This window comes from Microbacterium gilvum, from assembly GCF_039543865.1.
GTDB lineage: Bacteria > Actinomycetota > Actinomycetes > Actinomycetales > Microbacteriaceae > Microbacterium > Microbacterium gilvum.
Genome location: NZ_BAABKO010000005.1, coordinates 88,461 through 110,783, shown reverse-complemented (window position 1 = coordinate 110,783; position 22,323 = coordinate 88,461). Strand labels below are relative to the sequence as shown.

Annotated in this window: 21 protein-coding genes; 5 read left to right on the top strand and 16 right to left on the bottom strand. The window is 72.4% G+C overall.

Annotation, left to right across the window (positions count from 1 at the left end; all coding sequences use genetic code 11):
• Window positions 1–69 precede the first annotated feature (69 nt).
• Window positions 70–1,707: a glycoside hydrolase family 13 protein gene (locus ABD998_RS13635; protein WP_345440074.1), complete on the top strand. Its 1,638-nt coding sequence runs from the start codon at window positions 70–72 to the stop codon at window positions 1,705–1,707.
• A 21-nt stretch (window positions 1,708–1,728) separates the two neighbouring features.
• Complete coding sequence (locus ABD998_RS13630) at window positions 1,729–2,754, top strand: LacI family DNA-binding transcriptional regulator (RefSeq protein ID WP_345440072.1); 1,026 nt, start codon at window positions 1,729–1,731, stop codon at window positions 2,752–2,754.
• Window positions 2,755–2,784: 30 nt separating this feature from the next.
• On the opposite strand, the gene ABD998_RS13625 is transcribed toward ABD998_RS13630, so the two are convergent.
• The 3 genes from ABD998_RS13625 to ABD998_RS13615 all read right to left on the bottom strand — a co-directional run bounded on the left by ABD998_RS13625 (window position 2,785) and on the right by ABD998_RS13615 (window position 6,098).
• On the bottom strand, window positions 2,785–4,155 hold the full coding sequence (locus ABD998_RS13625) for an FAD-dependent oxidoreductase (RefSeq protein ID WP_345440070.1): 1,371 nt from the start codon (window positions 4,153–4,155) through the stop codon (window positions 2,785–2,787).
• Between the two features lie 85 nt (window positions 4,156–4,240).
• The gene (locus ABD998_RS13620) at window positions 4,241–5,302 is read right to left on the bottom strand and encodes a polyprenyl synthetase family protein (protein WP_345440068.1); all 1,062 of its coding nucleotides are present in this window, start codon (window positions 5,300–5,302) and stop codon (window positions 4,241–4,243) included.
• A 67-nt stretch (window positions 5,303–5,369) separates the two neighbouring features.
• A complete protein-coding gene (locus ABD998_RS13615) occupies window positions 5,370–6,098 on the bottom strand; it encodes a demethylmenaquinone methyltransferase (protein WP_345440066.1) in 729 nt (242 codons plus the stop codon).
• A 111-nt stretch (window positions 6,099–6,209) separates the two neighbouring features.
• On the opposite strand from ABD998_RS13615, the gene ABD998_RS13610 reads away from it, so the two are divergent.
• Window positions 6,210–6,641 carry a DUF1761 domain-containing protein gene (locus ABD998_RS13610; protein WP_345440846.1) on the top strand — a complete coding sequence of 144 codons (432 nt, stop codon included), beginning with the start codon at window positions 6,210–6,212 and terminating at the stop codon, window positions 6,639–6,641.
• 21 nt (window positions 6,642–6,662) lie between these two features.
• Here ABD998_RS13610 and ABD998_RS13605 read toward each other — a convergent pair whose 3' ends face one another.
• Window positions 6,663–7,205 carry a DUF402 domain-containing protein gene (locus ABD998_RS13605; RefSeq protein ID WP_345440064.1) on the bottom strand — a complete coding sequence of 181 codons (543 nt, stop codon included), beginning with the start codon at window positions 7,203–7,205 and terminating at the stop codon, window positions 6,663–6,665.
• A gap of 164 nt (window positions 7,206–7,369) precedes the next feature.
• Here ABD998_RS13605 and ABD998_RS13600 point away from each other — a divergent pair, with 164 nt between their 5' ends.
• Window positions 7,370–8,626: an isochorismate synthase gene (locus ABD998_RS13600; protein ID WP_345440062.1), complete on the top strand. Its 1,257-nt coding sequence runs from the start codon at window positions 7,370–7,372 to the stop codon at window positions 8,624–8,626.
• 123 nt (window positions 8,627–8,749) lie between these two features.
• Here the strand turns inward: ABD998_RS13600 and ABD998_RS13595 are convergent, their stop codons facing one another.
• The 11 genes from ABD998_RS13595 to ABD998_RS13545 form a co-directional block, all read right to left on the bottom strand.
• The gene (locus ABD998_RS13595) at window positions 8,750–9,994 is read right to left on the bottom strand and encodes an FAD-binding protein (protein WP_345440060.1); all 1,245 of its coding nucleotides are present in this window, start codon (window positions 9,992–9,994) and stop codon (window positions 8,750–8,752) included.
• 152 nt (window positions 9,995–10,146) lie between these two features.
• Window positions 10,147–11,640 (bottom strand): arabinosylfuranosidase ArfA, encoded by a 1,494-nt coding sequence (gene arfA / locus ABD998_RS13590; protein WP_345440058.1) that lies wholly within the window; start codon window positions 11,638–11,640, stop codon window positions 10,147–10,149.
• A 70-nt stretch (window positions 11,641–11,710) separates the two neighbouring features.
• The gene (locus ABD998_RS13585; RefSeq protein WP_345440056.1) at window positions 11,711–12,313 is read right to left on the bottom strand and encodes a DUF624 domain-containing protein; all 603 of its coding nucleotides are present in this window, start codon (window positions 12,311–12,313) and stop codon (window positions 11,711–11,713) included.
• A 2-nt stretch (window positions 12,314–12,315) separates the two neighbouring features.
• Window positions 12,316–13,239 carry a carbohydrate ABC transporter permease gene (locus ABD998_RS13580; protein ID WP_345440054.1) on the bottom strand — a complete coding sequence of 308 codons (924 nt, stop codon included), beginning with the start codon at window positions 13,237–13,239 and terminating at the stop codon, window positions 12,316–12,318.
• A gap of 8 nt (window positions 13,240–13,247) precedes the next feature.
• Complete coding sequence (locus ABD998_RS13575) at window positions 13,248–14,156, bottom strand: carbohydrate ABC transporter permease (RefSeq protein WP_345440052.1); 909 nt, start codon at window positions 14,154–14,156, stop codon at window positions 13,248–13,250.
• 50 nt (window positions 14,157–14,206) lie between these two features.
• Window positions 14,207–15,565, bottom strand: a complete 1,359-nt coding sequence (locus ABD998_RS13570) for an ABC transporter substrate-binding protein (protein ID WP_345440050.1) — start codon at window positions 15,563–15,565, stop codon at window positions 14,207–14,209.
• A gap of 185 nt (window positions 15,566–15,750) precedes the next feature.
• Window positions 15,751–16,779, bottom strand: a complete 1,029-nt coding sequence (locus ABD998_RS13565) for a LacI family DNA-binding transcriptional regulator (RefSeq protein WP_425562989.1) — start codon at window positions 16,777–16,779, stop codon at window positions 15,751–15,753.
• Window positions 16,780–16,799: 20 nt separating this feature from the next.
• On the bottom strand, window positions 16,800–17,960 hold the full coding sequence (locus ABD998_RS13560; RefSeq protein ID WP_345440046.1) for a glycerate kinase: 1,161 nt from the start codon (window positions 17,958–17,960) through the stop codon (window positions 16,800–16,802).
• A 28-nt stretch (window positions 17,961–17,988) separates the two neighbouring features.
• The gene (locus tag ABD998_RS13555) at window positions 17,989–18,858 is read right to left on the bottom strand and encodes a polyphosphate kinase 2 family protein (RefSeq protein ID WP_345440044.1); all 870 of its coding nucleotides are present in this window, start codon (window positions 18,856–18,858) and stop codon (window positions 17,989–17,991) included.
• A gap of 39 nt (window positions 18,859–18,897) precedes the next feature.
• The gene (menD, locus tag ABD998_RS13550; protein ID WP_345440042.1) at window positions 18,898–20,586 is read right to left on the bottom strand and encodes a 2-succinyl-5-enolpyruvyl-6-hydroxy-3-cyclohexene-1-carboxylic-acid synthase; all 1,689 of its coding nucleotides are present in this window, start codon (window positions 20,584–20,586) and stop codon (window positions 18,898–18,900) included.
• 1 nt (window position 20,587) lies between these two features.
• Window positions 20,588–20,974 (bottom strand): PLD nuclease N-terminal domain-containing protein, encoded by a 387-nt coding sequence (locus ABD998_RS13545; protein WP_345440040.1) that lies wholly within the window; start codon window positions 20,972–20,974, stop codon window positions 20,588–20,590.
• A gap of 78 nt (window positions 20,975–21,052) precedes the next feature.
• Between ABD998_RS13545 and ABD998_RS13540 the strand changes: the two genes are divergently transcribed.
• Window positions 21,053–21,328, top strand: a complete 276-nt coding sequence (locus ABD998_RS13540) for a DUF4229 domain-containing protein (protein WP_345440038.1) — start codon at window positions 21,053–21,055, stop codon at window positions 21,326–21,328.
• An 18-nt stretch (window positions 21,329–21,346) separates the two neighbouring features.
• Here ABD998_RS13540 and ABD998_RS13535 read toward each other — a convergent pair whose 3' ends face one another.
• Window positions 21,347–22,300, bottom strand: a complete 954-nt coding sequence (locus tag ABD998_RS13535; RefSeq protein WP_345440036.1) for a 1,4-dihydroxy-2-naphthoate polyprenyltransferase — start codon at window positions 22,298–22,300, stop codon at window positions 21,347–21,349.
• Window positions 22,301–22,323 lie beyond the last annotated feature (23 nt).

The window sequence follows — 22,323 nt, the reverse complement described above, 5'->3', positions numbered from 1 at the left end:
ACCATCGTGAACGCTCGGTAAAGTGCAAGCGCTTACAGGTGCCGTCGAAATCCTCTAGAGTTCTGATCCATGACAGCTGAATGGTGGCGCACCGCCGCGATCTACCAGATCTACCCGCGCTCGTTCGCGGACGCGTCGGGCGACGGGGTCGGCGACCTCCGCGGCGTGACCGCTCGCATCGACGCCCTGTCGGATCTGGGCGTCGACGCCATCTGGCTGTCGCCGTTCATGACGTCGCCGCAGAAGGACGCCGGATACGACGTCGCCGACTACCGCGACGTCGATCCGCTCTTCGGCTCGCTCGCCGACTTCGATGACATGCTCGCGGCGGCCCACGACCGCGGCATCCGCGTCATCGTCGACCTCGTGCCGAACCACTCCTCCGACCAGCACGTGTGGTTCCAGGCGGCTCTCGCGTCGGCTCCCGGAAGCTCGGAGCGCGCCCGCTACCTCTTCCGCGATGGGAAGGGGCCGGACGGCTCCGAGCCGCCCAACAACTGGCAGTCGGTGTTCGGCGGGCCGGCGTGGACGCGCGTCGTCGAGGCCGACGGCACCCCCGGGCAGTGGTACCTGCACCTCTTCGACTCGAGCCAGCCCGACTTCGACTGGTCGCAGCGCGAGGTGCGCGACGAGTTCCTCGACATCCTGCGGTTCTGGCTCGACCGCGGCGTCGACGGCTTCCGCGTCGACGTCGCCCACGGGCTCGTGAAGCAGGAGGGCCTCCCCGACTTCGTGCCCCCGGCCGACGCCGACTCGATGGGCGGCGACTCCGAGGACGTCCCCTACTGGGGGCGCCCCGGCGTGCACGAGATCTACCGCGAGTGGCACGACCTCCTCGCCGGCTACGACGGCGACCGGGCGCTCTGCGCCGAGGCATGGCGTCCGACGGCGCAGGAGACCGCACTCTGGGTGCGCCCCGACGAGATGCACCAGGCCTTCAACTTCCCGTACATGATGACCGACTGGGCGGCCGCGCCGCTGCGCGAGGTCATCGCCGAGTCGCTCGAGGTCTTCCCCGCCGTCGGCGCACCCGCGACGTGGGTGCTGTCGAACCACGACGTCATCCGCCACGCCTCGCGCCTCGCCCTCGGCGACGACAGCCCGCAGGGCCACGGCATCGGCCCCCTCTCCCCCGGAAAGCCCGACCCCGTCGTGGGCCTGCGCCGCGCACGCGCCGCGACGACGGTCATGCTCGCGCTGCCGGGCAGCGCCTACCTCTACCAGGGCGAGGAGCTCGGCCTCCCGGAGGCGATCGAGCTCCCCGACGAGGCCCGTCAGGATCCGACGTGGTTCCGCACGAACGGCGAGCGCTATGGGCGCGACGGCTGCCGCGTGCCCATCCCGTGGGAGGCCGACGCCCCCGCGTTCGGCTTCAGCGCGACGGGCGCGTCGTGGCTGCCGCAGCCGGCGGAGTGGGACGTGCTCGCGCGCGACCGGCAGGACGGCGTCGCCGGCTCCACGCTCGAGCTGTACAAGGAGCTCCTGCGCCGCCGCCGCGAGCTCGCGCTGCCGTCCGGCGACCTGGCATGGCTCGAAGGATGGCCGGAGGCGGCGCTCGCGTTCCGCAACGGACCCGTCACGGTCGTGGCGAACACGGGCGCCGACGACGTGCCCGTGCCCGACGGGCTGCGCGTACTGCTCGCGAGCGGCCCGCTCGGCGACGGCGTGCTGCCCGTTGACACCGCCGCCTGGTTCGTCGCCGCCTGACGGCCGCCCTACGATGAACCCGTGCAGACCGTGAGCATCGCCGAGGTCGCCCAGCGTGCGGGCGTCTCGACGGCCACGGTCTCACGGGCCCTCTCGGGTCGCGGGCACGTGTCGGCCGCGGCGAAGGACGCCGTGCTCCGCGCGGCCCACGATCTCGGATACGTCGTCTCGTCGAACGCGTCGAGCCTCGCCAGCGGCCGCACCCGCAACGTGGGCGTCGTCCTGCCGTTCCTCGACCGCTGGTACTTCACGTCGGTGCTCGAGGGCGCGCAGCAGGCGCTCATGCGCGCGGGCTACGACGTCACGCTCTACAACGTCTCGGGCGGCCCCGAGCTGCGCGACCGCGTGTTCGAGGAGTTCCTCCTCCGTCAGCGCGTCGACGCCGTGATCGCCGTCTCGCTCGAGCTGACGCCGCACGAGGTGTCGCGCCTGCTCGCCCTCGGGAAGCCCCTCGTCGGGGTGGGCGGGCCCATTCCCGACGTGCGCACGCTCGCGATCGACGATGTCGCCGTCGCCCATCTCGCCACGGAGCACCTCATCGGCCTCGGGCACACGCGCATCGGGCATCTCGGCGGCCGCCCCGAGTTCGACTCCGACTTCCACCTCCCCGTCCAGCGCCGGCAGGGGTACGAGGCGGCGCTCGCCGAGGCCGGCATCCCCCTCGATCCCGACCTCGTCGCGAACGCCGACTTCACTGTGCAGGGCGGCTACCACGCCGCGAAGCAGCTGCTCGGCGCCCACCCTCGGTCCCGCCCGACGGCGATCTTCGCGGCGTCCGACGAGATGGGGATGGGCGCCATCCTCGCCGCCCGCGACCTGGGTCTGTCGGTGCCGCACGACGTCTCCGTCGCGGGCATCGACGACCACGACCAGGCCGACTTCTTCGGCCTCACGACGGTCGCGCAGTTCCCCCGCGAGCAGGGCGCGCGCGCCGTCGACATTCTGCTCGAGCAGCTGGAGCCGCAGCACGACCACGCCGTCGCCGCCGACATCCCGCTGCCGTTCGCGCTCGTCGTGCGGTCGTCGACGGCGCGCCCGCGCGACTGACTGAGCGGATGGCCCGCCCGGGCCATCCGCTCAGTCGCGTGAGATGCGCACCATCTCGTCGCGCGGCACGACCTTGACGCGGGCGCGGCCCTGCGGCGCGCCGAGCTCGATCTCGTGCGCGTCGAGCCGATGCCAGCCCTCGAGGTCGGTCCACGCGACGCCGCGTGCGGCGAGGAGGGCGGGGATGGCGTCCTCCGACGGGTCCTCCGGCTGCCACCACGACCCCTGGTCGTTGACGAGGTGCTGGATGGTCTCCATGGCGTCCGACTTCGTGTGGCCGATGAGGCCCACGGGCCCGCGCTTGATCCATCCCGTCGCGTAGACGCCGGGCATCCGCTCGTTCGAGTCGGCGCGCAGCACCTGCCCCTCGTGGTTCGGGATGACCCCGTGCCGGTCGTCGAAAGGAACGCCGGGAAGCGGCGATCCGAAGTAGCCCACGGCACGGTACAGCTGCCCCATCGGCACCTCGCGCAGCTCGCCCGTGCCCACGACGCTGCCCGAGCCGTCGGGTCGTGTGCGCTCGTACACGAGCGCCGCGACGCGGCCGTGCGCGTCGGTGCGCACCTCGACGGGGCGCGCCCAGAAGTGCAGGTGCAGTCGACGCGACGCCGATCCCGCCGACCCGTTCGCGCCGGGGCGCGTGCGCCACTCCTGCAGCACGCGGTCGATGACCTTCACCTGCTTGTTCGATGCGACGGCGGCCTTCGACGCCTCGTCGTAGTCGAAGTCCTCGTCGTACACGACCATGTCGACGTCGCGCAGCTCGCCGAGCTCACGCAGCTCGAGCGGCGTGAACTTCACCTGCGCGGGGCCGCGACGGCCGAAGACGTGCACGTCCGTCACGGGCGACGACGCGAGCACGTCGTAGACGTTGTCGGGCACCTCGGTGGGGAGCAGGTCGACGGCGTGCTTGGCGAGGATGCGCGCGATGTCGAGCGCGACGTTGCCGTTGCCGACCACGCCGACCGATGCGCTGTCGAGCGTCCACGAGCGGGGCACATCGGGGTGCCCGTCGAACCAGCTCACGAAGTCGGCGGCGCCGAACGACCCCGCCGCGTCGATGCCCGGGATGGCGAGCTCGGCGTCGCGCACCGCGCCCGTCGCGAAGATCACGGCGTTGTAGTGGCGCTTGAGGTCGTCGAGCGTGATGTGCTCGCCGAAGCGCACGTTCCCGAACAGCCGGATGTCGCCGCGGTCGAGCACCTCGCGCAGGGCCCCGATGACGCCCTTGATGCGCGGGTGGTCGGGGGCGACCCCGTAGCGCACGAGCCCGTAGGGCGCCGGCAGGTGCTCGAAGAGGTCGATCGACACCTCGAACGAGCGCTCGACCTTGAGGAGGATGTCGGCGGCGTAGATGCCGGCGGGGCCGGCGCCGACGATGGCGAGACGCAGCTTCGTCATGCCGGCAACCCTACCGGCGGCGGCCGGTCGGCGGTGCGCCGCCGCGGTGTGCCCGTCGCGGTTCGTCGCGGTTCGCCGCCGCGCGTCAGCTCGAGCGGATGGCGAGGCTCTCGGCGAACCTCGTCAACGCCTCGCGCACGGTGCCGCGCGGAAGCGCATCGAGGGCCGCGATGGCGTCGCGCGTCCAGTCCAGCGACAGCTGCCGCGTCGCCTCCGTGACGTCGTGGTCGCGCAGCTCGGCGAGCGGCCCGTCGAGGATGGCCGGGTCGGCGCCGTCAGCGATCCGCGCGACGCCGTCTTCGATGCGGGCGAGCAGGTCGCGGGAGGCGTCGTCGTCGCGCCGTGCCAGCAGGAGGTACGGCATGGTCGGGACGCCCGCGCGCAGGTCGGTGCCGGGCACCTTGCCGGTGTCCTCGGGGCTCGCGGACAGGTCGATGACGTCGTCGGCCAGCTGGAAGGCGACGCCGACCTTCTCGCCGTACACGCGCAGCGGCTCGCCGAAGCGCTCGTCGGCGCCCGAGAAGAACGCTCCCGCGCGCGCCGCGGCGGCGATGAGCGATCCCGTCTTGTCGGCGAGCACCTGGATGTAGAAGTCGATGGGGTCGTCGCCCGGCTGCGCGCCCACGGTCTCGTGCATCTGACCGAGCACGAGGCGCTCGAACGTCTCGGACTGCAGGCGCATGGCCTCCTCGCCGTTGCGCGACATGATGACGCTCGCGCGCGACAGGAGCAGATCCCCCGTGAGGATCGCGATGCTGTTGCCCCACACCTGGTGGGCCGCCTCGACGCCGCGGCGGCGGTCGGCGCCGTCCATGACGTCGTCGTGGTACAGCGAGCCGAGGTGCATGAGCTCGAGCGCCTTGGCCGCGTCGACGACCGCCTGCGTCGCACCGGCGCCGAGCTGGGCCGTGAGAAGCACGAGCATGGGGCGCACGCGCTTGCCGCCGGCCTCGTAGAGGTAGCGGCTCGTCGCGTCCACGAGCGGGTCTGCGGCCTTCAGCTCCTCGGCGAGCTCGCTCTCGACGCGCTCGAGGCCCTCCTCGATCTTCGCCGCGAGGCGCCGCGCGACGGGTCCGACGAACACGCGGTCGCTCAGACCGAATCGGCTCGCCAGCTGCGAACCCGGCGCGGAGGGGCTCGGAGTCACGCCCCCAGCCTACCGTCCGCCGCGGGAGCGCCGTCCGCGGTGTCTTCAGCCCGAGACAACAGCCGTCTCAGAGCCCGGGCTTCACCGCGCGATGGAGCGCGACGATGCCGAAGCTGAGGTTGCGCCACGCGACGTCCTGCCATCCGGCCTCGCGGATCCATCCCGCGAGCGTGGCCTGGTCGGGCCAGTCGCGGATCGACTCGTTGAGATAGTCGTAGGCCTCGCCGTTCGAGCCGAACACGCGGGCGACCCGCGGCAGCACCGTGCCGTTGTAGAAGCGGTAGAAGCCGCGGAAGAGGGGGCTCGGCGGCGTCGAGAACTCGTTCACGACGAGACGCCCTCCGGGCTTCGTCACACGGAGGAGCTCCCGCAGCGCCTTCTTCGGGTCGTTGACGTTGCGCAGCCCGTACGACATCGTCACGGCGTCGAAGGAGTCGTCCTCGAACGGCAGGTCGGTGGCATCCGCCTCCACGAAGCGGAGGTTGCGGAGGGCTCCATGGCGACGGCGGCCCTCCGCGAGCATGCCCGGCGAGAAGTCGGCGGCGACGACCTCCGCCCCGCTGCGCGCGAGCGAGGCCGACGAAGCCGCCGTGCCCGCGGCGAGATCGAGGATGCGCTCACCCGGGCGGGGCGCCACGGCGCGCGTGGTCGCGGCGCGCCACAGGGCGTCGTTGCCGACCGTCATGGCGACGTTCGTGAGGTCGTAGCGGGCGGCGACCTGGTCGAACATCCCCGAGACCCTGGCAGGGTCCTTCCCCAGGTCGGCGCGGTTCGGCTCGTTGTTCTCGGCGCTCATCACGTCGAGTGTAGATCGCCCGGATCCGCGCCCGCACAGGGGGCGGTCGGCGATATGCTCACGGCACACGGCGACCCGCGCGACGGCCGCCCCTTCGCCGAGGAGGCGCAGATGGTCCCCGAGATCAACTACTGGGCGGTCGTGCTGGCGACGCTGTCGAGCATGGTCGTCGGCTCGGTCTGGTACACGCCGAAGGTCTTCGGAACGCGATGGGCGCAGCTCGCGAAGGTCGACATGGACCGCCCAGGCGCGACCGCGATCGTCCCCATCGTGGTCACGCTCGTCGTGAGCTTCGTGACGGCATGGGTGCTCGCGGGCGCGGCGTCGATCGCCTGGCACTTCTACGCCGGTTCGTACCTCGTCTCCGCCGTCGGCACGGCGGTCGTGCTGTGGGCCGGGCTCACGGCGGCCCGGTTCATCACGCACGACGCGTTCGAGGGCCGCCCCTCGGCGCTCACCACGATGAACATCGCGCACGAGCTCGTCACGGTCGTCGTCATGTCGCTCATCATCGGCGTCTGGCCGCCGACGGGCACCGTCTGACTCAGTCCAGGTCGTGCCGGCTCAGTCCAGGTCGAGCGCGCGCAGCACCGCGAACCAGCGGTCGGCTGTGACGTCGTCGAAAGGGGCGGCGTCGGCGCGGACGGCGCGCTCCAGCGCGTCGGTGCGCGCCTCGAGCGCCTCCTGCACGGCCGCGGGGTAGCCGAAGCGCACGCGGTGCGCGTCCCATTCATCGCGGTCGTCGACGTAGACGCCCCGCTCGTCGAGCGCGTGCACGACGTCGAGGTCCATGTCGATCGCGGAGGGCTCCCCGCCCTCCCACCGCGCGTCCCAGGCGAGGTCGATGTAGACGCGCGTGGTCGACGGCGGGGCGTTGCGCGTGAGCACCCACTCCCCCGATCCGGCGGGGAGCAACTCGACGCAGGCCGCGCGGAGCACCATGTCGCGCCCGGGGCGCGAGCTGCGCCATCCCGGGAGCTGCCCGAACCAGTCTCCCCACTCGTCCGCTCCGAGGTACACGCACTCGTGCACCCAGTGCGGCGAGCCGTCCCATTTGCTCCAGCGGAACAGCAGGCGGGTCCCCACGGCGGGTCGTTCGACGGTCACCCGCCGAGTCTAGGCGCGAGGCGAGGCGAGGCGGGGCGGGGCGGCTCGGGGCGGGCGGGCGCAGCCGCGGGCGGGCGCAGCCGCGGGCGGGCGCAGCCGCGGGCGGGCGCAGCGGACGCGGCGCGCTCGGCGGGCGCCCAGCGTCGCGGCCTAGGCTGAAAGCCGTGTCCGACCCGCTCTCCCTGCCCCGCCTGCGCGCGGTCACGCGCCCCATCGACGCCGTGGAGGACCTCCTCCTCCTCGCCGCACCCGACGACCCGCTCGTCTGGCTGCGCCGCGGCGACGGGTTCGTCGGCATCGGGCCGGAGGTGCTGCGCATCGACGTGGGCGAGCACGACCGGCTCGAGGCGATCGCGGATGTCTGGCGCGGGATCTCGGCGGCCACAGACGTGCTCGACGGCGTGCGGCTGCCGGGTACGGGGCTCATCGGCTTCGGCGCCTTCGCCTTCGACGACGCCTCCGACGCGCCCAGCACGCTCGTCGTGCCGAGCGTCGTCGTTGGACGCCGCGGAGGGCGCGGATGGATCACCGTCATCGGCCCCGTCGACGCCCCCGATCCGGCCGAGCCGACGGCCATCCCGTACGGACCGCACTGGTCCGCGACGCTCGGCCCCGGGCTCCTCGACCCCGCGGCGCACACCGATGCCGTGACGGCCGCGCTCGCGCTCATCGCCGACGGCGAGCTCGAGAAGGTCGTCGTCGCGCGCGACGTCGTGGGGACGCTGCCCGCCCAGGCCGACCTGCGCCGCCTCGTGCGCGCCCTCGCGGAGGGCTACCCAGACACGTGGACCTATTCCGTCGACGGCATCATCGGCGCGAGCCCCGAGACACTCGTGACGGTGTCGGGCGGGACCGTGACGGCGCGCGTTCTCGCCGGAACCCGACCGCGCGGCGCCACCGCCGACGAGGACACGGCGCTCACGGCCGAGCTCGCGACGACCGCGAAGGACCTCGACGAGCACCGCTACGCCGTCGAGAGCGTTCTCGCCGCCCTGCGCCCCCACACCTCTGAGCTCGTGGCGGCCGAGCAGCCGTTCACGCTCAAGCTGCCGAACGTCTGGCACCTCGCGACGGATGTGGAGGGCACGCTCGAGAACGGCGGCTCGGCACTCGACATGGTGCGCGCTCTCCACCCCACGGCGGCAGTGGCCGGAACCCCGACGGTGCCGGCCGTCGAGGCCATCCGCCGCCTCGAGCCCTTCGACCGGGGCCGCTACGCGGGCCCGGTCGGGTGGGTGGACGGCGCTGGCGACGGCGAGTGGGCGATCGCTCTGCGCTGCGCGCAGATCGGTGCGGCCGACGGCGACGTGCGCCCCGTCACGGCGCATGCCGGGGGCGGCATCGTCGCGGGGAGCCGCCCGGAGGCGGAGCTCCTCGAGACGCGCGTGAAGTTCCGCCCCATCATCGACGCCCTCGCGTAGCCCCCACAGCCCCCTCGCCCAACGGATATCCCTTTGACGAGAGCCCACGCGATACCGCGGAATCCGGTGTGCTTACGGCAAGCGGATATCCGTTGGACGAGAGAAGGGGAAGAGGAGTAGGGGTCAGGCCGTTCCGAGCACGCGGTCGAGGAAGGGGTTGCGCAGCTTCCCCTCGGGGTCGTATCGCTCCGCGAGGGCGACGAAGTCGTCGAAGCGCGGCCACGCGGCGGCGATCGCTTCGCGGTCGAGCCGCGTGAGCTTGCCCCAGTGCGGGCGGGCGCCGAGGGGCGCGAGCGCCTCCTCGAGCGTCGCGACGACGGCCTCGACCTCGGGCTGGCGCTGCTGCCACGTGAAGTGGATGCCCACCGCGTCCGTCCCGTACGCGGGGCTCAGCCAGAGATCGTCGGCCTTCATCGAGCGCACCTCGGTGACCTGGATGAGCGGGGCGATCACATCGGCGTATCCGCGCAGGATGCGCAGCGCCTCGACGGCGTGCGCGCGCGGCACCAGCAACTCCGACTGCAGCTCGGCGCCGTTCGAGGGCGTGTGGCTGAGCCGGAAGTGGGCGAGACGGTCGAGCCACGGGCCCGGCTCGCCGCGCTGCGCCGTCGTCGCCGCCGGCGAGACGCCCGCGAGCATGTGCACCTGCTCGGCCGCCTCGGCGACGCCGCCGGGCAGCCGGGGCGAGGCGTCACCGCGCGCCTTCGTCCACACCTGGTCGACGACGTCGGGCTCGGTCCAGCGCAAGAACATGCTCACGCTGTAGGCCGCGCCCATGACGGCGTCGAACTCGGCGAGCGCCACGTCGAGCGGCAGCCGCTCGTACACGCGCTGGCTGACGGCGAAGGTCGGCTCGATGTCGAGGACGACCTCGGTCACGATGCCGAGCGCTCCGAGCGAGACGACGGCGCCGTCGAAGTCGGCGTCGCCGCGCGAGAGCCGCGCGACGTCGCCCGCCGGCGTGACGATCTCGAGTGCGGCGACCGCCGACGAGAGCGTGCCCACGCCATCCCCCGAGCCGTGCGTGCCCGTCGCAACCGCCCCCGCGATCGAGATGTGCGGGAGCGACGCGAGGTTGGCGAGCGCCCACCCCTCGGCCTCGAGCAGCGGCGCGAGATCGCCGTAGCGCGTGCCCGCGCCGACCGAGACCGTGCGGGCGTCGGCGTCGATGCGCGGCGGTGCGGCGAGCCGCGCCGTGGAGAGGAGCGTGCCGTCGGTGTCGGCGATGAGGTTGAAGGAGTGGCCCGACCCGAGCGCGCGGACCCGCCGCGACGCGGCGAGCACGGCGCGCACCTCGTCGACGGTCGCAGGGGCCTCGACGCGCTCCGCGCCGAAGCGCACATTGCCCGCCCAGTTCGTCAGCGTCATCCGCGTCTCCTTCGTCGCCGTATTTGTTGTGAGTATAGCGTTATGGGTGCGATGGCGCCCCTCGAGCCCCGGCCCCTCGATCCCGGCTCGGCTGGCACCCCAGCCGGGTGCGCCCAGCCGGGCGCCCCAGCCAGAGCCCAGCTCAGCTCAGCTCAGCCCAGCGCGACCGCCGACCACGACACGGGCTCGAGGCGCACCGTCAGCACGCCGTCGGCGAGCGACGCCGCGAGCGGCTTCAGCCCGACACGCTCCTGGTCGTCGATCGTGTTCTTCGCGTACACGTCGTCGTCCCACAGCGTGACGGCTTCGGTCACCCCGCCGCGGCCGAGGCCCGACACGTCGATCGTCACGTCGACCGCCTCGCGCGAGCGGTTCACGAGGAACACCGCGGAGCCCTCATCGCCGTGGGTCGCGACGGCCTCGACGGCGGGCGCCTCGCCGAACTTCCGCGACGACACGGTGTGCGTCTCGACACGCGGCCGCAGCACGGCGCCCTGGGCGAGCCGCGACGTCACCGAGAACGGGAAGAACGTCGTCTGGCGCCACGCGTCGCCGCCGGGCTCGGTCATGATCGGCGCGATGACGTTGACGAGCTGCGCAAGCGATGCCGAGCGGACCCGGTCGTGGTGCGCGAGCAGCGTCATGAGGAGGCTGCCGAAGACGACGGCGTCGGCCACGGAGTACACGTCCTCGAGCTGGCGCGGCGCGATCGGCCACGTCTCGTTCACCTCGTCGGACTCCTGGTGCTCCTTGAGGTACCAGATGTTCCACTCGTCGAACGACAGCATGATCTTCTTGTCGGTCTTGCGGCGGTGGCCCACGGCGTCGGCGGTCGTCACGACGGTCTCGATGAAGTAGGTCATGTCGAGCGACGACGCGAGGAAGGAGTCGAGGTCGCCGTCGTGCTCCTGGTAGTACGCGTGGCACGAGACGTAGTCGACGTGGTCGTACGCGTGCTCGAGCACCGTCCGCTCCCAGTCGCCGAACGTGGGCATCGACGAGCTGGACGAGCCGCATACGACGAGCTCGAGGTCCTTCTGCGCCGCCTTCATCGCCTGAGCCGTGCGGGCGGCGAGCTTTCCGTAGTCGTCGGCCGTCATGTAGCCCGTCTGCCAGGGCCCGTCCATCTCGTTCCCGAGGCACCACATCCGGATGTCCCACGGCTCGGGGTAGCCGTGCTCGGCGCGGAGGTCGCTCAGCGCCGTGCCGGAGGGATGGTTGGCGTACTCGAGCAGATCGAGCGCCTCGAGGATGCCGCGCGTGCCGAGGTTGACGGCGAGCATGAGCTCGCTGCCCGTCTCCTTCAGCCAGCCCGCGAACTCGTTGAGGCCGATCTGGTTCGTCTCGAGCGCGTGCCACGCGAGGTCGCGGCGCACCGGTCGCTCGTCGCGAGGACCGACCCCGTCCTCCCAGCGGTACCCCGAGACGAAGTTGCCGCCGGGATAGCGGATGGTCGTGGATCCGAGCTCCTTGACGAGCGCCGTCACGTCGGTGCGGAAGCCGTTCGCGTCGGCCTTCGGATGGCCGGGCTCGTAGATGCCGTCGTACACGCAGCGGCCCAGATGCTCGACGAAGGAGCCGAAGATCCTGCGGTCGATGGGCGCGACCACGGCGTCGGGGTCGATGCGGATGCGTGCGGAGGTCATGGTGTCCCTTCGGGTCATTTCAACGATGTAAAGAGTGGCAGGACGCAGCCGCCGCGTCAAGCCGGACGGCTCAGCCGGCGGCGCGCGCGACGACGGGGCCGATGAGCGCCGATGCGACGAGGAGCGGCGCCGAGGCGCCGAACAGCAGGGCGACGGCGGGTGCCGTCGCGATCGCGAGCGCGAGCGCGGCGAGCACGCAGAGCACGCCGACCGCGCGCCACGGAGACGCCCACGGCGCGAGGAGCGCGAAGCGCAGGACGGCACGGGCCGTCGCCGCGGGCACGCGCGCCTGGGCGACGACGGCGTAGCCGGCGGCCACCAGGGCGCCGGCGCCCGCGACCGTCACGGCCGCGAGCACGACGGCGGGCATCGGCACGAGGAGCACCTCCAGCACGACGAGCGCCGTCGCGAGGGTGAACCCCGCGCCGACGAGGTTCGCGCGGACGAGGGCGCCGCGGTACGCCGCCCAGAACGCGCGGGTCAGCCCCGACGGCGCCTCGAGGGCGCGGACGGCGGCGACGGAGGCGGGATGCACGCCCAGCACGACGCACCCCGCGAGCACCCCGAGCGCCCACAGCCCCTGCACCGCGAGCAGCCTCGACACGTGCGCGAGCACCTGCATGACGCGCCCGGTCCATCCGAGCGCCTCGCCCGCGCCATCCGCCGTCGCCATGGTCAGCCCTTCGAGCCCGTGAGGGCGATGGACTCGATGATCTGCTTCTGGAAGATCACGAAGACCGCGAGCACGGGGACGAGCGCGATGCACGACGCCGCCATGATGAGCGGGTAGTCGGTCTGGCTCGCATAGGTCGCGTTGAAGCGCGCGATGACCAGCTGCAGCGTCTGCACCTCGGGCGAGTTCAGGTAGATGATGGGCGCGAGGTAGTCGTTCCACACCCCCATGAACCACAGGATGAACTGGGCCGCGATCGCAGGGCGGATGATCGGGAAGATGAGCCGCCAGAAGATCGCGAAGTGACCAGCGCCGTCGATCGTGGCGGCCTCGATGATCGAGTCGGGCACGGTGTCGAGGTACTGGCGCAGGAAGAACACCATGACGATGTTCCCGAAGACGCCCGGCAGGATGAGCGGCCACAGGGTGTCGACGAGGCCCGCGCGGGCGAACATCTGGAACTGCGGGATCATGAGCGTGGGGAACGGGATCATGATCGCCGCGAGCAGCGAGAGGAAGAGCGCGCCCTTGCCGGGCAGCCGCATCTTCGCGAAGGCGTAGGCGGCGAGCGCCGACGCCGCTCCGCCGACGAGCGTGACGCTCACGGCGACGATCGCGCTGTTGAGGATGCCCGTGAGGAGCGGTCCCGACGTCCATACGCGCACGTACGTGTCCCACTGCACCGGATCGGGGATCCACTGCGGCGGGAGGGAGAACACCGCCTCGCGCGTCTTGAGGGAGGTGGCGAGCATCCACAGCAGCGGGGCGACCATCGTCACGCCGCCGAGCGACAGCACGATCGTCACGAGCACGTTGCCGAGCCGGTAGCGGCGCGACAGGCGCGGTCGCCGCCCCGTGCGCGAAGGCTGCACGAGCGCGGCCGACGAGAGCGGTGACGTGGTGGGCGGGTTCTGGAGAGCGGTCATCGTCGGCCTCACTCGATCGAGAACTGGTTGCGCCGGTTGAGCGCGAACTGGATGGCCGTGACGGCGAACACGAGCAGGCCCAGGACGATCGACATCGCCGTCGCGTAGCCCATGTTGAGGTACTCGAACGCCTGGCGCCAGATGTACCAGACGATCGTCGCGGTGGAGAACTCCGGGCCGCCCGTCGGCGTCATGATGTTGATCTCGACGAAGATCTGGGCACCGCCGATGATGTTCGTCACGACGAGGAAGAACGTCACGGGCCGCAGCATCGGCACCGTCACGGAGCGGAACTGCTGGAGGGCCGACGCGCCGTCGAGGCTGGCCGCCTCGTACAGCTGCCGGGGCACCGACTGCAGGGCGGCGAGGTAGAGCAGCATCGAGTACCCGAGTCCCTTCCACACGGCCATGATGATGATCGCGGGCTTCGCCGTGGCGGCGTTCTGCAGCCAGTTCGGGCCGTCGATGCCGACGTATGCGAGCGCCTGGTTGACGAGCCCGAAGTCGCCGTTGTAGGCCCACTGCCACAGGATGGCGATGGCCGCGATCGACGAGATCACCGGGATGTAGTAGATCGTGCGGAAGAACGTCGTCCCGCGCATCCGGCGGTTCATGGCGAGCGCCAGGAGCAGGGCGAGCACGAGGCCGATCGGGATGCCGATCATGAGGAAGACGGTGTTGCCGAGCGACTTCCAGAAGTACTCGTCGCCGAGCATGCGCGCGTAGTTCGCGACGCCGTTCGCGCGCGGCGCGGTGATGCCGTTCCAGTTCGTGAACGAGGTGACGAGCGCGAACACGAGCGGATAGGCGACGAAGGCGAGGAAGCCGATCACGGGCAGCGCGACGAACAGCGCGGCCTGTCGGTGCTCGCCGCGATGCAGCCGGCTCTTCCTGCGGAGGGGTGCGGCCGTGGTCATGGTCGATCTCCTTCGTTCGACGCGGGGACGGGGCGGGACGGTCGTCGCGGTCATCCGCCCGTCCTCGACATCTCGGACTGGTCGTTGGCCATGTCGAGGAAGTCCTGCATGCGCGGCTGCGCCTGTGCGAGGTACTCCTCGGCCGAGACGGCGCCGTCGAGCACGGGCTGGATGTTCGTGAACAGCTCGTCGTACCACTGCCCGTTGTAGGTGTAGGTCGCCGGGAGCGCGCGGCCGTCCTCCTGCAGGACGTCGAGGAACTCGTGCTTGTTGGCGGGCATCGTGGAGTCGTCGGCGGCGTACTCCTCCGCCATGTCGATGAGATTGGGGATCTGCACGCCCGCATCGACGAGCGCCTGCTGCGTGTCGCGGTCGGCGGAGAGGTATGCGGCGAGGTCGACGGCGGCGGAGGTGTCCGCGGTCGAGGCCGACACGGCGATGCCGAGCGTGCCGATCCACGATGCGCTCTCGCCCGTGGCGCCCACGGGCCACGGGATGAGGTCCCACTCGAAGTCGAGCTGGCTGTAGGTGGGCACGTCCCACGGCCCGACGGGGAAGAACCCGATCTGACCCTGCATCCAGCGCTGGTAGGTGTCGAGCGTCTGCGCCTCGGCGACCGACGGCGTCACCTGGTAGACGTTCTGGATGTCGGCGAAGAACTGCAGCGCCTCGGCGAACTCGGGGGTGTCGACCGTGACGGTCTCGGCATCCGCGTCGATCCAGTCGGCGCCGTTCGACCAGGCGAACGACTGCAGGTTCCACACGACGTTGAGCCCCGTGCCCCACTGGTCGAGCTCGCCGTCGCCGTCGACATCCTTCGTGACGGCCTGCATGACCTCGATCCACTCGTCCCAGGTGTACGGATCGTCGGGGTCCGGCCGCTCGATGCCCGCCTCGTCGAGCATGGTGGCGTTGTAGCCGAACGAGAACGGGCCGACGTCCTTCGGCAGGGCGTAGAGCGGCCCCTGCCCGAGCGAGTCGCCGTCGTATCGATAGGAGTCGATGCCGTACGCCCACATGTTGTCGAGGTCGACGACGTCGGACGCCTCGACCTCGTCGGTGATGTCCTGGATGACGCCCGCGTTGACGTAGGCCTCGACGCTGCCGGGGTCGACGTAGAACACGTCGGGCACCTGGCCGCCGACGATCGCGGCGCGCAGCTTCGTGGCGTACTCGTCGGCCGTCGTCATGATGATCTCGACGTCGACGCCCGTGTCGGCCTCGAACTGCTCGATGGCGGCCGTGTAGGCGGCTTCCTCCGCGGGGCCGCCGCGGAACATGAACGTCAGCGCGTCCGGATCCTTCGTCGCGGCGCATGCGCCCAGGGCGGGCGCTGCCGCCGCGAGCGCGGCGATCACGGCGAGCGCCCGCGGCGCCCTCCTCCTGATCGCGATCGACGTCGTCGACATCGCGACCTCCTTCGTCTCTGGCGGCTGCCTCGCCGCTCCGTGCTCGACTGCGAGCATTTCCAACGTTGTAAATCTAGAGGCGGACTCGTCATCCGTCAAGGGCGACGGGGCGCGGGTGGGCGGAATCCGCCGCTTCCCCACGGCGAGAACGGCGGATACCGCCCAGCGACGGGACGGCAGCGGGATCAGCGCGCGCGGGTGGACTCCCGCTCGACGATGCGGAAGCCCGTCGTGTACCGCTGCGGCGGCGAGGGCTCCCCGCCTGCCGCACGCTCCGCGATCCGCTCGAGGAGGACGCGGACGGCCGTGCGCGCGATCTCGAGGCGCCCGGGATCGACGGTCGACAGCGACGGGGCCGTGTAGCGGGTCTCGTCGAGGTCGTCGAAGCCGATCACGCGGACGTCGTCCGGCACGCGGCGTCCGGCGTCCTGCAGGGCGCGCAGCGCGCCGAACGCGAGCGTGTCGTTCATGCCGAACACGCCGTCGATCTCGATGCCGCGCGCGAGCAGCGCCCGCATGGCCTCCGCGCCGTCGACGCGATGCCACATGCCGACATAGCCGACGAGGTCCTCGTCGTACGGCAGGCCGGCCTCCTCGAGCGCCTCGCGGTAGCCGCGCAGTCGCAGCGCCGCCGACCCCTGCTCCTCGCCGAGGTGCGCGCCCACGGCGGCGATCCGACGGCAGCCGGCCGCGACGAGGTGGGCCACGGCCGCCCGCGCGCCCTCCACGTTGTCCATGACGACGTGGTCGCAGGCGGGGTCGAAGATGCGCTCGCCGAGGATGACGAGCGGGTAGTCGACGTCGAGCCGGTCGACGTCGTCCTGCCCCATCGCGAGCGGGCTGAAGACGAGCCCGTCGGTGAGCTGGCGGGTCGGGCTGCGCAGCACGCCGTGCTCCGCGTCGAGCTCGGCCCCCGTCTGCTCCACGAGCACCGTGACGCCGGCCGCCTTCGCCTCGTCGATGACGGCGCCCGCGAGCTCGGCGAAGTACGGCAGCGCAAGCTCGGGAAGCGCCAGCCCGATGACCCCGCTGCGGCCGATCCGCAGGCTGCGAGCCGACAGGTTCGGCTGGTATCCGGTCTCGGCGATCGCGGCCAGCACGGTCGCCCGCGTCGACTCGCGCACATGCTGGTACCCGCGCACGACGTTCGACACGGTCTTGATCGAGACGCCGGCGAGCTCGGCGACGTCGCGCAGGGTGGCGGCCACGGGCATCCTCCTCGTCGCGGCGGAGCTCAGCGCGCCTCGGGGAGGAGCACGCCCGCGAGCGCGGCGCCCGCAGCGCGCAGGTGCACGGCGGGCTCGGCGATCGCCGCCTGCGACGAGCCGGCGAGCTCCGTGAGCGAGACCGCGTGCGCGAGATCCGACGTGTCGGCCGCGATGCGGCCCGCGACGACCGCGACGCGCGCGCCGGCGGCATCCGCGAGCTGCGCCACGTGGGCGGGGGCCTTGCCCGCCGCCGACTGCCCGTCGTACGACCCCTCGCCCGTGATGACGACGTCAGCGCCCGCGATCGCTTCCTGGAGCCCCGTGAGGTCTGCCACGCGCACGGCACCGGGCACGATCTCCGCTCCCCACGCGAGCAGGCCGTAGCCGGCACCGCCGGCCGCTCCGGCACCCGGCGACTCCGGGTCGGCCATCCGCGCCATCTCGACGGGGAGGCTGTCGCCCTCGAGCCCCTTCAGCACCCCCACGAGCCGAGCGAGACCCGCGTCGGCGCGCGCCACACCGTCGGGGTCGAGACCCTTCTGGGGGCCGAAGACGGCCGCGGCCCCGCTCCCGCCGAGGAGCGGGTTGGTCACGTCGCACAGCACCTGGACGCCGTTCACGGGCAATGCCTTCAGAGCCGAGAGGTCGACGCGTGCGACGTCGTCGAGGCCCGACGCTCCCGGTGCGATCGAGGTCTCGAAGGCGTCGACGAAGCGGGCGCCGAGCGCCGTCAGGAGGCCCGTTCCGCCATCCGTCGACGCACTCGACCCGATGCCGAGGACGAGCTGGGAGACGCCTGCCGCGAGCGCGGCCGCGATCGCCTGGCCGAAGCCGATCGTGGACGCCTCCCAGGGCCGGCGGGCGTCGCCGAGGAGCTCGATGCCGGACGTGGACGCGAGTTCGACGACGCCGACGCCTCCCGGCGCCTCGTCCGTCGGCGGCAGCCGCAACCAGGCGGCGTCGACCGCGAAGCCCGTCGGCCCCGTGACGCGCACGGGCACGCGCACGGCGTCGGGGAAGGCGCCGGCGAACGCCTCCAGCGTGCCCTCGCCGCCGTCTGCCATGGGCCGCAGCATGATCTCGTCGTCGGGCCGCGCCGACGACCATCCCTCCGCGAGCGCGGCGGCGACATCGGCCGCCGCGATCGTGCCCTTGAAGCTGTCCGGTGCGATGACGATGCGAGCCATGCCCCCATCCTCGCGCATCCGGGAGGCCTCAGCGGATCGTCGCCCGCAGCCGGGCCTTCTCGGCCTCGACGTCGAAGTCGGCGGCCGGCCATCGCGGGTCGATGTCCTCGAGCGTCTCGAGCAGGAGCGCCTGCACCGCGAGGCGCGCGTACCACTTGCGGTTCGCCGGCACGACGTGCCACGGCGCGACATCGGTCGACGTGCGCTCGATGACTGTCTGGTACGCCTCCTGGTAGGCGGGCCAGAGCGCGCGCTCGTCGACGTCGCCGGGGTTGTACTTCCAGTGCTTGTCCGCGCGGTCGAGTCGCTCCATGAGGCGCCCGCCCTGCTCGTCGTACGAGATGTGCAGCATCACCTTGACGATGCGCGTGCCGCCCTCGACGAGCCTCCGCTCGAAGTCGACGATGGCGCTGTAGCGCCGTTCGATCTCCTCCGGCGGGGCGAGCTCGCGCACGCGGCCGATGAGCACGTCCTCGTAGTGCGAGCGGTCGAAGACCCCGATGTACCCGGGGCGGGGGACGCGCTGCTCGATGCGCCAGAGGAAGTCGTGCGCGCGCTCCTCCTCGGTCGGCGCCTTGAACGCGGCGAGCTCGACGCCCTGCGGGTCCACGCCGCCGACGACGTGGCGCACGATGCCGCCCTTGCCCGCGGAGTCCATCGCCTGCAGCACGAGGAGGACGGCGTCGCGCCCCGGACCGGCGTGGCTCGCGGCGAACAGCCGCTCCTGGAGGTCGGCGAGCTGGGCGAGCCCCGCCGCGAGATCGACGGCGCCGTCCTTCTTGTCGCCCGCGTAGCCGGGCGTCGACTCCGGGTCGAGATCGGCGAGCCGGAAGCCCTCCCCCGCGCGGAGCGCCGTGCGCGCGTCGTCGGTCCACTTCACCTGGCTCTTCGCGGTCATGCCGTCCATCCTGCCCTCCGGCGGACGCCGCGGTCCAGATCAGCGGGCGAGCGGCACCTCGATGAGGATGCGGCGTCCTGCTGTCGAGGTGAGCGCCTGGTCGAGGGCCCCGCGCGTGGTCACCCTGCGGTGCTCCCACCCGTAGGCGGTGGCGAGCTGCTCCAGGCGCACGGCGTGCGGCGTGTACTGCACGCGCGTCATGTCCTCCTCCGACGCCGTCGCGGCGACCTCGAGCCCGTCGAAGATCGTGCCGCCGCGGTCGTTGCCGACGACGATCTGCATGCGCGGCTCGTCCTCGCCGTCGGGCAGCAGCAGGGCCCCCGCGTCGTGCAGGAGGGCGAGGTCGCCCAGCAGCACGCGCGTGACACCGGCCATCCCCGGCAGCTGGCTCGCGAGCGCGACGCCCGTCGCCGTGGCGACCGTGCCGTCGATGCCCGCGAGGCCGCGGTTGGCGTGCACGCGCACCTTCTTGCCCGGGAGGAGCTCGTCCGCGACCCGCACGAGGCGCGACGAGCCGAACACGAGCCGGTCGTGCGGCCACGTCGCCGCCCACACCGCGGCCACGAGCTGGGCGCGGTCGAGGGGCCGCCGCACGGCGTCCAGCTCTGTGCGCACGGCGTCAGCGCGCGCGTGCGGATCGGTCGACGAGAGGCCGTCGAGGTCGGGCGCTGGTCCGTCGAGATCGGGCGCATGCGCGCGCGAGAACCGCATCCAGGCGCCGAGCCACGCGCGGTCGGCGTCTCCCTCGTCGACCGCCACGGCGTCGACGGCGCGGGTGCGGCCATTGAGGTCGAGCTCCTCGCCGCGGCCGCGCACGGCGATCACCTCGACATCGGCGCGCGACAGCAGGCGCGTCGCCTCACGGCTGAGCGTCGGATGGCCGACCGCGACGACGCGCTCCACGCGCCCTCCGAGGTCGGGGTCGGCGAGCGCCGCGCGGTAGCCGTGGACGACGTGGCGCCCGAAGCGGGCACCGCTCACGATCTCCGCGACGAGGGGCCATCCGCCGTCGTGGGCGATCTGCTCGGCGGAGGGCCCGGCGCCCGCCCCCGCGAGCACGAGCGTGCGCGGTCCGCGGGCGAGCGTCGTGACGGCGCGCTCGACGACCGGGCGATAGCGGCCGTCGTCGATGTGCGGATCGACGTCGCCGCGGGCCGCACCGGGCAGGTCGCCCGCGAGCGGCTCGCGATACGGGAGGTTGAGGTGGACGGGGCCGGGGGCGCCCTGGCCCGCGCCGACCGCCGCATCGAACGCACGCGTGGCGAGATCGCGCGCGGACCCGTCCTCGCCATCCGCCCCCGTCGGCGTCTCGGCGTCGACGGACAGCCGCACGGCATCGCCGAAAATGCCGGGCTGCGTCGTGGTCTGGTTGGCGCCGATGCCGCGCAGCTCGGGCGGGCGGTCGGCCGTCAGGAGGAGGAGGGGCACACCGGAGTGGTGGGCCTCGAGCACAGCGGGCAGCAGGTTCGCGACCGCCGTCCCCGACGTGCAGACGACGGCGGCGGGGGTGCCGGTCTCCCGCCCGATCCCGAGCGCCGTGAATCCGGCGACCCGCTCGTCGATGCGCACGTGCAGGCGGATGCGCCCCTGGCGTTCGAGCCGAGCGGCCGCGAGCGCGAGGGCCTGCGAGCGCGACCCCGGGCTCACGACGAGGTGGCGCACGCCCAGGCCGACGAGCTCCGACAGCAGCGCCCACGCGGAACGCGACGCCGGCGAGTCGATGCCCATGTCAGCCGCGCCGGGAGTCGCGCGCGTCGCCGTCGTCCTTCTTCTCGTCGTCGCCTGTCGTGTCGGAGGGCTCCTCGGCGTCGAGCTTCGCGAGCTCCTCCTCGAGCTGGCGGATGCGCTCGTCCTGGTCGGAGATGCGCCCGATGCTGCCGAGGAACGTCGGGTCGTCGTCTGGCGCGACGGGGCCGGCCGACGCGCCGCCCGGCCGGCTGCGGCCGACGATGAACCACAGGACGCCGCCGAGCACGGGGATGAGGACGACGATGAGGATCCACGTGCTCTTCGCCACGCCGCGGTGGCGGGCGGCGGGCTGGACGGCGCAGTCGACGATGCTGAAGACCCAGAAGACGACGGCGGCGACCGCGAGGACGATGAGCAGGCGGGCCATCGCCCCAGTCTAGGCAACGCGCCTGCGGGGAGTCTGCGCGTGGCGGGGACGCACAGGGGCGGTTCGTAGGATGGCCCCGTGAAGATCCGGTCGGTCGTCGTCTACTCCGTGCTGCGCCTGCTGGCGTTCCTCGTGCCCTTCGGCATCATGATGATCTTCCCGGTGTTCCAGGACCTGTGGTGGCTCGCGGCGGTGTTCGCGGCCCTCATCGGCCTGAGCCTGTCGATCCTGCTGCTGCGACGTCCGCTCGAGGACGTCTCGACCGGGCTGTACGAGCGCGGCCGGCAGAAGCAGGCGAAGTCCCCGCGCGAGCTCGACGCCGACGCCGAGGACGCCGAGGCCGAGGGCCGCTGACCCTCCGGCTGCTCTCGATCAGCCGACGAACGCCCAGGCGAGGAAGGCGCCGTAGGCGACAGACGTGAGCGAGGTCAGCTGCAGCACGAGGATGAGCTCGCGGGCCGTCTGGTACGTCCACACGATGACGATCGCGGGGCCCGCGGCGAGCAGCACGAGCAGCGTGAGCCACGCGATCGGGTAGAAGAACGCGAGGTACACCGCGATGGCCACGGCGAGCACGACGAACGCCGTGTAGAGGATCTGCGTCCCGCGTCGGCCGATGAGCACCGTGAGCGTGCGCTTGCCCGAGACGCGGTCCTGGTCGATGTCGCGGAGGTTGTTCGCGAGCAGCACGGCGCACGCGAGGAGCCCCGCCCCCACCGCGCCGAACCACGCCTCCTGCGGGAGCACGGTCGCCTGCACCCACGTCGTGCCGAGGGTCGCCACGAGCCCGAAGAAGACGAAGACGAAGACCTCCCCGAGCGCGTTGTACCCGTAAGGCCGCCTGCCCCCGGTGTAGAACCACGCCGCGACGATGCACACGGCGCCGACGGCGATCATCCACCACTGCTGCGTGCGGATGACGATGGCGAGGCCCGCGATGGCCGCGACGCCGAAGAAGGCGAGGGCGACGACGAGCACGGCTCGCGGCTGCACCCGCCGCGAGGCGGTCAGTCGGGCGGGGCCGACGCGGTGGTCGTCGGTGCCGCGCACGCCGTCGGAGTAGTCGTTGGCGAAGTTCACGCCGATCTGCAGCGCGACGGCGACGACGAGGCAGGCGAGCGCGATGACCCAGTGGAAGAGGTCGCCGACGAGCACGGCCGCACCCGTGCCGATGAGCACGGGCGTGATCGCGAGCGGCAGGGTGCGCAGCCGCGCCGCGCCGATCCAGTCCCCGAGGGTGACGGGCTTCGGCGGCGGGGCGACGGTCGTGCCGCGCCTCGCCGGGTTGCCGCTGGTTCTCGCCGTGCGCTTCTTCGCCTGTGCCACGGCTCTCGATCCTAGAGCCGGGC

Coding starts and splice junctions, on each gene's coding strand:
- ABD998_RS13555 (WP_345440044.1), bottom strand. CDS start 18,858: ATGACCGCGAAGAGCCAGGTGAAGTGGACCGACGACGCGCGCACGGCG.
- ABD998_RS13635 (WP_345440074.1), top strand. CDS start 70: ATGACAGCTGAATGGTGGCGCACCGCCGCGATCTACCAGATCTACCCG.
- ABD998_RS13610 (WP_345440846.1), top strand. CDS start 6,210: ATGGTCCCCGAGATCAACTACTGGGCGGTCGTGCTGGCGACGCTGTCG.
- ABD998_RS13580 (WP_345440054.1), bottom strand. CDS start 13,239: ATGACCGCTCTCCAGAACCCGCCCACCACGTCACCGCTCTCGTCGGCC.
- ABD998_RS13625 (WP_345440070.1), bottom strand. CDS start 4,155: ATGACGAAGCTGCGTCTCGCCATCGTCGGCGCCGGCCCCGCCGGCATC.
- ABD998_RS13575 (WP_345440052.1), bottom strand. CDS start 14,156: ATGACCACGGCCGCACCCCTCCGCAGGAAGAGCCGGCTGCATCGCGGC.
- ABD998_RS13595 (WP_345440060.1), bottom strand. CDS start 9,994: ATGACGCTGACGAACTGGGCGGGCAATGTGCGCTTCGGCGCGGAGCGC.
- ABD998_RS13585 (WP_345440056.1), bottom strand. CDS start 12,313: ATGGCGACGGCGGATGGCGCGGGCGAGGCGCTCGGATGGACCGGGCGC.
- arfA (WP_345440058.1), bottom strand. CDS start 11,640: ATGACCTCCGCACGCATCCGCATCGACCCCGACGCCGTGGTCGCGCCC.
- ABD998_RS13545 (WP_345440040.1), bottom strand. CDS start 20,974: ATGGCCCGCCTGCTCATCGTCCTCGCGGTCGCCGCCGTCGTCTTCTGG.
- ABD998_RS13570 (WP_345440050.1), bottom strand. CDS start 15,565: ATGTCGACGACGTCGATCGCGATCAGGAGGAGGGCGCCGCGGGCGCTC.
- ABD998_RS13615 (WP_345440066.1), bottom strand. CDS start 6,098: ATGAGCGCCGAGAACAACGAGCCGAACCGCGCCGACCTGGGGAAGGAC.
- ABD998_RS13565 (WP_425562989.1), bottom strand. CDS start 16,779: ATGCCCGTGGCCGCCACCCTGCGCGACGTCGCCGAGCTCGCCGGCGTC.
- ABD998_RS13560 (WP_345440046.1), bottom strand. CDS start 17,960: ATGGCTCGCATCGTCATCGCACCGGACAGCTTCAAGGGCACGATCGCG.
- menD (WP_345440042.1), bottom strand. CDS start 20,586: ATGGGCATCGACTCGCCGGCGTCGCGTTCCGCGTGGGCGCTGCTGTCG.